Source organism: Pengzhenrongella sp. (assembly GCF_036565025.1).
Classification (GTDB): domain Bacteria; phylum Actinomycetota; class Actinomycetes; order Actinomycetales; family Cellulomonadaceae; genus Pengzhenrongella.
Genome location: NZ_DATCNW010000214.1, coordinates 1 through 8,778 on the forward strand (window position 1 = coordinate 1; position 8,778 = coordinate 8,778).

8 protein-coding genes are annotated in these 8,778 nt (G+C 71.1%); 7 read left to right on the plus strand and 1 reads right to left on the minus strand.

Annotation, left to right across the window (positions count from 1 at the left end):
• Positions 1 to 348: 348 nt before the first annotated feature.
• Positions 349 to 705 carry a VOC family protein gene (locus VIM26_RS12270; protein WP_331951547.1) on the plus strand — a complete coding sequence of 119 codons (357 nt, stop codon included), beginning with the start codon at positions 349 to 351 and terminating at the stop codon, positions 703 to 705.
• Between the two features lie 356 nt (positions 706 to 1,061).
• Here the strand turns inward: VIM26_RS12270 and VIM26_RS12275 are convergent, their stop codons facing one another.
• Positions 1,062 to 1,841 carry a MerR family transcriptional regulator gene (locus VIM26_RS12275; RefSeq protein WP_331951549.1) on the minus strand — a complete coding sequence of 260 codons (780 nt, stop codon included), beginning with the start codon at positions 1,839 to 1,841 and terminating at the stop codon, positions 1,062 to 1,064.
• Positions 1,842 to 1,989: 148 nt separating this feature from the next.
• Between VIM26_RS12275 and VIM26_RS12280 the strand changes: the two genes are divergently transcribed.
• From VIM26_RS12280 to VIM26_RS12305, 6 genes are all read left to right on the plus strand, one after another.
• Positions 1,990 to 2,682, plus strand: coding sequence for a 4a-hydroxytetrahydrobiopterin dehydratase (locus VIM26_RS12280; protein ID WP_331951551.1), 693 nt, complete (start codon positions 1,990 to 1,992; stop codon positions 2,680 to 2,682).
• Positions 2,683 to 2,766: 84 nt separating this feature from the next.
• Positions 2,767 to 4,515 carry a dihydroxy-acid dehydratase gene (gene ilvD, locus VIM26_RS12285; protein ID WP_331951553.1) on the plus strand — a complete coding sequence of 583 codons (1,749 nt, stop codon included), beginning with the start codon at positions 2,767 to 2,769 and terminating at the stop codon, positions 4,513 to 4,515.
• A gap of 54 nt (positions 4,516 to 4,569) precedes the next feature.
• Entirely contained in the window at positions 4,570 to 5,232 is a 663-nt protein-coding gene (gene deoC, locus VIM26_RS12290) for a deoxyribose-phosphate aldolase (RefSeq protein WP_331951555.1), read from the plus strand.
• A gap of 63 nt (positions 5,233 to 5,295) precedes the next feature.
• Positions 5,296 to 6,012, plus strand: coding sequence for a FadR/GntR family transcriptional regulator (locus VIM26_RS12295; protein WP_331951557.1), 717 nt, complete (start codon positions 5,296 to 5,298; stop codon positions 6,010 to 6,012).
• A 10-nt stretch (positions 6,013 to 6,022) separates the two neighbouring features.
• The gene (locus VIM26_RS12300; RefSeq protein WP_414696477.1) at positions 6,023 to 7,012 is read left to right on the plus strand and encodes an asparaginase; all 990 of its coding nucleotides are present in this window, start codon (positions 6,023 to 6,025) and stop codon (positions 7,010 to 7,012) included.
• Positions 7,013 to 7,102: 90 nt separating this feature from the next.
• A complete protein-coding gene (locus tag VIM26_RS12305; RefSeq protein ID WP_331951561.1) occupies positions 7,103 to 8,689 on the plus strand; it encodes an amino acid permease in 1,587 nt (528 codons plus the stop codon).
• Positions 8,690 to 8,778: the final 89 nt, after the last annotated feature.

An 8,778-nucleotide genomic window follows, 5' to 3' on the forward strand; every position in this document is an offset into this window, starting at 1 on the left:
CATATATGGGTAATACACTGTTCGGTCGACGAAGTCAAGCCCCAAACCGAACATCTCCCCAGGTCAACGCACCCAAATGACCCACCGAACGCTCAGCCGGGACCACTCACGATCCAGCTAGCCAGGAAGGTCCCGCTAGCGACGGCATTCCTGTTGGAACGCGTTCGAGCCAAGCGCCGAACTGGGAGTCGTTGTCCTGATTCGGCTCTGGGGAGGACAACAAGTCCCAGTTCGACGACACCGTCGGCCGCGACCGCCCATGAAATGGGGGCGGCGCACGGATGGGGCGGTCTGCGTCCCGGCCCGCGAGAACTCTGGCGCGGGCGGCGGTCCGGATAGCATCGCGGCGTGATCGGACGAATTGACGAGGTCGTGGTCGACTGCGCGAACCCTGCCGTGCTGGCCCAGTTCTGGTCAGCCGTACTCGGCGGGGAACCGCGCGAGCGGGACGAGTCCTGGCACTACGTCGATCCACCGGGATGGACCCGGCTCGCCTTCCAGAAAGTCCCCGAGGGCAAGACGGTGAAGAACCGACTGCACCTCGACGTCGTCGTCTCGGACATCCCGGCGGCCACCCGCGAGGCAGAAGCCCTCGGTGCCAGGCGCGTGGGCGACATTCATCGCGACGGCCCTGGGTCGTTCCAGGTCCTGCTCGACCCCGAGGGCAACGAGTGGTGCGTGGTCCAGCCCAACCCGGCGACCTGAGGCCGCAAGCCGCCAGGACGACCCGACGCCGCAAGCCGCCAGGATGGCGCAGGCGCTCCGTCTCGGCGCAGAGCATTCCCGCGGGAACGTTCGACGTCACCCCTGCCCAGCTAGCACGAGTCGCGCCGCGCCGCCGTGCGCCGTACCGGCCGTGACGCAGACTGCGCACATCCGTGTCCGCTGCGCACATCGGATGTGCGCAGTCGTTGCGGATGTGCGCAGTCTGCGGGCCGGACGGGCCGGACGGGCCGGACGGGCCGGACGGGCCGTGCGGGCCGTGCGGGCCGGACGGGGCCGCGGGCCCACGGGCCGCTGCCTGACCGCTGGCCCGCCGGCTTGCCGGCCGCTGCGGGGTCCTACGCCAGGCGTGCCGTGGCGTAGATCGACATGGCGTCGCGGAGGTACTCCGCGAGGCCCTCGGCGTAGGCCTCGTACGTGGCGCGGAAGCGCTCGTCGTCGACATACATCTGGCCCAGGCCCCGGTACGCCTGCGCGCTCGGGGTCCAGAAGATCGCGACCTGCGCGTAGTGCCGGGCGACCAGGCCCTGCACGCGCTCGTCGCCCGCTGCCACGACGTCGGCCATCGCGGACGCGAGCCCGGCACCGATCGCCGCCGTCTCGCGGTGGTGCTCGGCCTGGCCGGCCGGGCCCATCCGCTCCCACGCCGCCGCACCGCGGTCCACCGGCTCGTCGCCCCAGCGCTCGCGCGCCTCGGCGTCGTACTGGCTGTTGTCGAAGCCCTCGTAGAGCTTGTCCGCCGCCATGTCCTCACCTTTCTCCAGAGCCGTGATGGTGGACGCGACGGTCCGCGCGAGCCGGTCGAACCGGTCCCGCTCGGCCAGCAGGCGCTCATGGTGCTCGCGCAGCCGGTCGACTCTCCGCGCGCCCGGCCCGCCGTCGTCGGACAGGATCTCCGCGACCGTCGGGAGCGAGACGTCGAGCTCGCGCAGCACGAGGATCTGCTGCAACCGCAGCAGCTCGCGCCGCCCGTAGACCCGGCGCCCACCGGCCCCGACGGCGCGCGGTGCGAGCAGGTCGATCGCGTCGTAGTGCCGCAGCGTGCGCGACGTGACGCCCGAGAGCCTGGCGAGCTCGCCGATCGTCCACGTGCTCGTGCTCGTGCTCGTGCTTTTCATGCCCGCCTCCATCCGCTGCGTCTCGTCGTGTCCAACATCGTCGAGAGCGGACCATCCGCCCTCGTTGCAGGACGCTACAAGTTGACGCTACGTCAACTGCAAGCCCCCCGGCGGGCGGTTTGTCGGTGGCCGATGCCACAGTGGACGCATGGTCGAAAAACTTACCGACAAGGCAGTCCAGGAGGCGGTCGACGCGCGTCACTGGCGGGTCGTGCTCGGCGCGGTCCGGGGGAGCTTCCGCACCGGAAACTTCGTGCGCGGCGTCGAGTTCGTGCGCCGCATCGCAGACCTGGCCGAGGCGGCCGGCCACCATCCCGACGTCGATCTGCGCTACTTCCGCGTGCGCATCGTCCTCATCACGCACGACGCCGGTGGCCTCACCAGCAGGGACGTCAACCTCGCCGCGCAGATCACCTCGCTCGCGGACGAGCTCGAGATCCCGGGCGAGCCCGAACGGCCGGCCACCCTGGAGATCGGCATCGACGCGCTCGACATCGCGGCGGTCCGCCCGTTCTGGCGTGCCGTGCTCTCCTACCGCGACAGCACCCTGCCCGACGACGGCGGCGGCAGCGCCTCCGACGGCGGCGCCCCCGCGCTGATCGACCCGGACGGCATCGGCCCGGCGGTGTGGTTCCAGCAGATGGACGAGCCCCGGCCGCAGCGCAACCGCGTCCACCTCGACGTCTCGGTTCCGCACGACGTCGCGCCAGCCCGGGTGTCGGCCGCGATCGCGGCGGGCGGCCACCTGGTCTCGGACGCCCGCGCGCCCGCGTTCTGGGTGCTGGCCGACGCCGAGGGCAACGAGGCGTGCGTGTGCACCTGGCAGGCACGCGAGGGCTGAGGCGGGGCCAGCCTCGCCCGCGGCGTCTGTCCGCCCTGCGACCCGCGGACCTGCGCTCCCACCCGCCGTCCTAGACTCGCGGGCATGACCGCGACGACCGAGCCCACGGCTGACAGCAGGACCACGCACGGCACCGGGCGAGGCACCCCGGACATCAAACCCCGCAGCCGGCAGGTGACCGACGGCATCGAGGCGACGGCCGCGCGCGGCATGCTGCGCGCCGTCGGGCTCGGCGACGAGGACTTCGCCAAGCCGCAGATCGGCGTCGCGAGCTCGTGGAACGAGATCACGCCGTGCAACTTGTCCCTGGACCGGCTCGCGAAGGCCGCCAAGAACGGGGTGCACGCCGCGGGCGGCTACCCGCTCGAGTTCGGCACCATCTCCGTCTCCGACGGCATCTCCATGGGCCACGAGGGCATGCACTTCTCGCTCGTCTCGCGCGACACGATCGCGGACAGCGTCGAGATCGTCATGCAGGCGGAGCGCCTGGACGGCTCCGTGCTGCTCGCCGGCTGCGACAAGTCGCTGCCCGGCATGCTGATGGCCGCAGCCCGCCTCGACCTCGCCTCGGTGTTCCTCTACGCGGGCTCGATCATGCCGGGCTGGGTCAAGCTCGAGGACGGCACCGAGAAGGACGTCACGATTATCGACGCGTTCGAGGCCGTCGGGGCCTGCGCGAAGGGCCTGATGAGCACCGAGGACCTCGGCCGCATCGAGCGCGCGATCTGTCCCGGCGAGGGCGCGTGCGGCGGGATGTACACCGCGAACACGATGGCGTCCGTCGCCGAGGCCATGGGCATGTCGCTGCCAGGCTCGGCCGCGCCGCCGTCGGCCGACCGCCGCCGCGACAACTTCGCGGTGCGCTCGGGCGAAGCCGTGGTCAACATGCTGCGCCTGGGGATCACCGCGCGGGACATCATGACCAAGAAGGCCTTCGAGAACGCGATCGCCGTCGTCATGGCGTTCGGCGGCTCGACGAACGCCGTGCTGCACCTGCTCGCCATCGCGCACGAGGCCGAGGTCGACCTCACGCTCGACGACTTCACCCGGATCGCCGCCAAGGTGCCGCACCTGGGCAACCTCAAGCCGTTCGGCCAGTTCGTGATGTACGACCTGGACCGCGTCGGCGGGGTGCCCGTGGTGATGAAGGCCCTGCTTGACGCCGGTCTGCTGCACGGCGACTGCCTCACCGTCACCGGCCTGACGGTCGCGGAGAACCTCGCCGAGATCAACCCCCCGGACCCGGACGGCAAGATCCTGCGCGCGCTCGGCAACCCGATCCACGCGACCGGCGGCATCACGATCCTCAAGGGCTCGCTCGCCCCCGAGGGCGCCGTGGTGAAGTCGGCCGGCTTCGACTCCGACGTGTTCGAGGGCACCGCGCGGGTGTTCGACCGCGAGCGTGCCGCGATGGACGCGCTCGAGGACGGCACGATCGTGGCCGGGGACGTTGTCGTCATCCGGTACGAGGGCCCCAAGGGCGGGCCCGGCATGCGCGAGATGCTCGCGATCACCGGCGCGATCAAGGGCGCCGGCCTCGGCAAGGACGTGCTGCTGCTCACCGACGGCCGGTTCTCCGGCGGCACGACCGGTCTGTGCGTGGGACACGTCGCGCCCGAGGCCGTCGACGCCGGCCCGATCGCCTTCGTCCGCGACGGCGACAGGATCCGGCTCGACGTCGGCAACTCCACGCTCGACCTGCTCGTGGCCGACGACGTGCTGGCCGCGCGGCAGGTCGGCTGGACGCCGCCGGCCCCCGTGTACACGCGCGGCGTGCTGGCGAAGTACGCCAAGCTCGTCGGCTCCGCCTCGCGCGGCGCGGTTCTCAGCTGATCGCCCCGGCGCGACCCGCCGGCTGAAGCACGGACCATTCGCAGGAGACACACCATGTCGACGCCCACCCGCACGCAGGTCGCTCAGCTGATCGACCACACCCTGCTCAAGCCCGAGGCGACCGCCGAGCAGGTGACCGAGCTGGTGGCGCAGGCCCGCGCGCTGGGGGCCTACTCGGTGTGCGTCTCGCCGAGCATGCTGCCGCTGACCGGCACCGGCGAGGTCAAGGTCGCCGTCGTGTGCGGCTTCCCGTCCGGCGCGCACCACGGCGAGGTCAAGGCCGCCGAGGCGGCTCGCGCCGCGGCGGACGGGGCGGACGAGATCGACATGGTCATCAACCTCGCGCTGGCCACGACCGGCCAGTTCGAGGCGGTGCGCGCCGAGATCGCCGCGGTGCGCGCCGCCGCGCCGGCGCCGGTGGTCCTGAAGGTGATCATCGAGTCTGCCGTGCTCACGGACGAGCAGATCGTGGCCGTCTGCGGGGCCGCCGAGGCCGCCGGCGCGGACTACGTCAAGACGTCCACGGGCTTCCACCCCAAGGGTGGCGCGACCGTCCACGCCGTGCAGCTGATGGCGAAGACCGTCGGCGGGCGCCTCGGCGTCAAGGCCTCCGGCGGGATCCGCAGCACCCCGGACGCACTCGCGATGATCGTCGCGGGTGCGACGCGCCTGGGCGTGTCGGGGACCGCGGCGATCCTGGACGGTCTCACGGACTGAGACTTCCCGGGCGTCATCGTTGAACAAATTGACGCGGATCGGGAGCCATGGAACGTTGACCCGATGAACCTGTCAGACAGCTGGACAGCAGGGCAGGCCCCGATCGTTCGGGTGAGCGCGGCCGAAGCTGTCTTCAGCGCGCTGCGGCAGGCGATCGAGGCCGGCGAGCTCGAGGTGGGCACGCGGCTCAGCTCGGAGAACTCGATGGCCAAGCAGTACGGCGTGAGCCGGTCGGTGATCCGCGAGGCCCTGCGATCCTGCGACGCCCTGGGCCTGACGTCGACGCGGACCGGCCGGGGGACGTTCGTCGTCTCCGATCACGTCGCGCGGGACCTCGTGCTCGGTGGGTTCTCCGCCCGGCATCTGGCGGAGGCCCGGCCGCACATCGAGATCCCGGCGGCGGGCCTGGCGGCGACGCGACGCACCGAGGAGGACCTCGAGGCGCTCCGCGAGCTCATGGAGTCCATGGCAGGCGAGGACGACCCGCAGATCTGGGTCAGCCTGGATGCGAACTTCCACGTCGCGATCGCCCACGCGAGCGGGAACGCGGTCTTCGAGCAGATCATCACCACGATCCGGGACGCCATGGCGAACCAGTCCGAGACGATCAACCTGATCACCAACCGCCGGCCGGACTCCGACGCCGAGCACCAGGCGATCTTCGACTCCATCAAGAGGGGCTCGCAAGCCGAGTCCACCGAGGCGATGCGCCGCCATCTCGCCGCCGTCGGATCTGCGGTCGAGACGATCATCGGAGACGGGGCCGATCAGGATCTCTGAGATCTCGAGCCTGTCCCGGCCGGTCGCCGCCGGGCACCGGCTGCCGCTGCACGTCCCGCTCGCCGTGCAGCGCCGCGGGGACGTGGTCGAGAGCGTTCACTGCGGCTCGCTGATCGCGGTCGACCCCGCCGGACGCACCCTGCTCTCGGCGGGCGATCCGCTGGCGCTGTACTTCCCGCGCTCGTCGCTCAAGCCGCTGCAGGCCGTCGCCCTGGTCCGGGCCGGGCTGCGGTTGCCGCCGAACCTGTTGGCCCTGGCCGCGGCCAGCCATTCCGGTTCCGCCGACCATGTCGCCGGAGCCCGGCAGATCCTGGCGACGCACGGCCTGGACCCGTCGGCGCTCGGGAACGTGCCCGACCTGCCCTACGGCACGGCCGAGCGGGACGCCTGGCTGCGGTCGGGCGGGGTCCCGAGCCGGCTGACCCAGAACTGCTCGGGCAAGCACGCCGCGATGGCGGCCACCTGCGCCATCAACGGCTGGCCGGTCGACGGCTACTGCGAACCCGGACACCCGCTCCAGCGGCTGATCCACGGTGTCGTCGAGGAGCTGACCGGCGAACGGATCCGGCACGCGAGCACGGACGGCTGCGGGACGCCCGTGTTCGCCCTCTCGCTGCGCGCGATGGCGACGGCGTTCAGCCGCATCAGGACCGGCGCGCCCGGGACCGCGGAGCGCGCGGTCGCGACCGCCATGACGAGCCACCCCGGCCAGGTGGCCGGCGAGGGCAGGGACGTCACCGCGCTCATGCGCCGGGTCCCGGGGCTGCTCGCCAAGGACGGCTTCGAGGGCGTCCAGGTCACGGCGCTGCCGGACGGTCGCACGGTCGCCGTGAAGATCTCCGACGGCGGGGACCGGGCCAGGATGCCGGTGACCGTCCAGGCACTGATCCGGCTCGGCGTGGACCCGGCGGCGCTGTCCGGCCTGGCGACCACGCCGGTGCTCGGCGGCGGGCTGCCGGTCGGCGAGCTCGCCCCCCTTTCTTTCGACGACGAACCGTAGAACGACGACCCGTAGAACACAGTCCGGCCCAACGACGGGCCGGCATCAGTGCGTTCGCGAATGCACGACTACGCAAGAAGGAGCTCGTCCATGAGCACACCCCTGAAATCGAGAGACGACGACCTGGTGGCGGACGTCCCCGACCGCTCGTTGACCGCAGAGGACGCCGGGTACCACAAGGGCCTCAAGGGTCGCCAGGTCCAGATGATCGCGATTGGCGGGGCCATCGGGACCGGGCTCTTCCTCGGCGCCGGCGGCCGGCTGGCCAGCGCCGGTCCGGCGCTGGTCATATCGTTCGCCGTCTGCGGCTTCTTCGCCTTCCTGGTGCTCCGCGCGCTCGGTGAGCTCGTGCTGCACCGGCCGACGTCGGGGTCGTTCGTCTCCTACGCCCGCGAGTTCTACGGCGAGAAGGCGGCCTTCGTCACGGGGTGGATGTACTGGCTCAACTGGGCCATGACCTCGATCGTGGACATCACGGCGATCGCCCTCTACATGCACTTCTTCGCCAAGTACGTGGCGTGGATCGGTTCGGTGCCGCAATGGCTCTGGGCCCTGGCGGCCCTGCTCATCGTGCTCGGGCTCAACCTCGTGTCGGTGAAGGTCTTCGGCGAGATGGAGTTCTGGTTCGCGCTGATCAAGGTCGCGGCGCTGGTGGCCTTCCTCGTCGTGGGTGTCTACTTCGTCATCTTCGGCACGCCCGTGGCGGATCACCAGGTCGGCATGAGCCTCATCGCGGACAACGGCGGCCTGATCCCGCAGGGAATCCTGCCCGCCGTCGTCGTCATGCAGGGCGTCGTCTTCGCCTACGCCTCGATCGAGCTGATCGGCACGGCGGCCGGCGAGACCAAGAACCCGGAGAAGATCGTGCCGAAGGCCATCAACACCGTGGTCCTGCGCATCGTCGTGTTCTACGTCGGCTCGCTCGTGCTGCTCTCGCTGCTGCTGCCGTACACGGCGTACAAGGCCACCGAGAGCCCGTTCGTCACCTTCTTCGGCTCGATCGGCGTCAACGGCGCGGACACGATCATGAACCTGGTGGTCCTGACGGCCTCCATGTCGTCGCTGAACGCCGGGCTGTACTCGACGGGGCGGATCCTGCGCTCCATGTCCATGGCGGGCTCCGCCCCCCGGTTCGCGGGCCGGATGAACAAGCGAGGGGTCCCGTACGGCGGGATCGCGCTGACCGCCGCCGTCGCCGGGCTCGGCGTCATCCTCAATGCCGTGGTGCCCGCGAGCGCGTTCGAGATCGTGCTGAACGTGGCGTCCCTGGGCATCCTGACCGCGTGGGGAATGATCATGCTCTGCCAGATCGCCCTGCAGAAGCTGGCCCGCAAGGGGCTGGCCGTGCGACCGTCGTTCCGGTTGTTCGGAGCGCCGTACACCGGCTACCTGACGCTGGCGTTCCTGGTCGCCGTCGTCGTGCTGATGGCGTTCGACTCGCCGGTGGGGACCTGGACGGTCGCGTCCATCGTCATCATCGTCCCGCTGCTGATCGTGGGCTGGTACCTCTCGAGGGACCGCATCCGCGCGATCGCCGCCGAGCGGGACGGAACCACCGGCCCGCACCCGGTCCTGGCCCACCACGCCGCAGCCGCGGCGGCGGCGGCCGCAGCCGAGGCCGACCTCGACCCCGACCTCGACCCGGACCTCACCACGACCGGTAGCCCCCGCTCCTGACCAGCTTCCCCCGCAACGTCCGAAGTTCCCCCGCAACGTCCGAGCGTTGACGTCCTATAGGACGTCAACGCTCGGACGTTGCGGTTTCC

Bases quoted from the DNA above. Each gene is read 5' to 3' on its own strand.
- VIM26_RS12280 (WP_331951551.1), top strand. From the start codon at position 1,990: ATGGTCGAAAAACTTACCGACAAGGCAGTCCAGGAGGCGGTCGACGCG.
- VIM26_RS12305 (WP_331951561.1), top strand. From the start codon at position 7,103: ATGAGCACACCCCTGAAATCGAGAGACGACGACCTGGTGGCGGACGTC.
- VIM26_RS12295 (WP_331951557.1), top strand. From the start codon at position 5,296: ATGAACCTGTCAGACAGCTGGACAGCAGGGCAGGCCCCGATCGTTCGG.
- VIM26_RS12275 (WP_331951549.1), bottom strand. From the start codon at position 1,841: ATGAAAAGCACGAGCACGAGCACGAGCACGTGGACGATCGGCGAGCTC.
- deoC (WP_331951555.1), top strand. From the start codon at position 4,570: ATGTCGACGCCCACCCGCACGCAGGTCGCTCAGCTGATCGACCACACC.
- ilvD (WP_331951553.1), top strand. From the start codon at position 2,767: ATGACCGCGACGACCGAGCCCACGGCTGACAGCAGGACCACGCACGGC.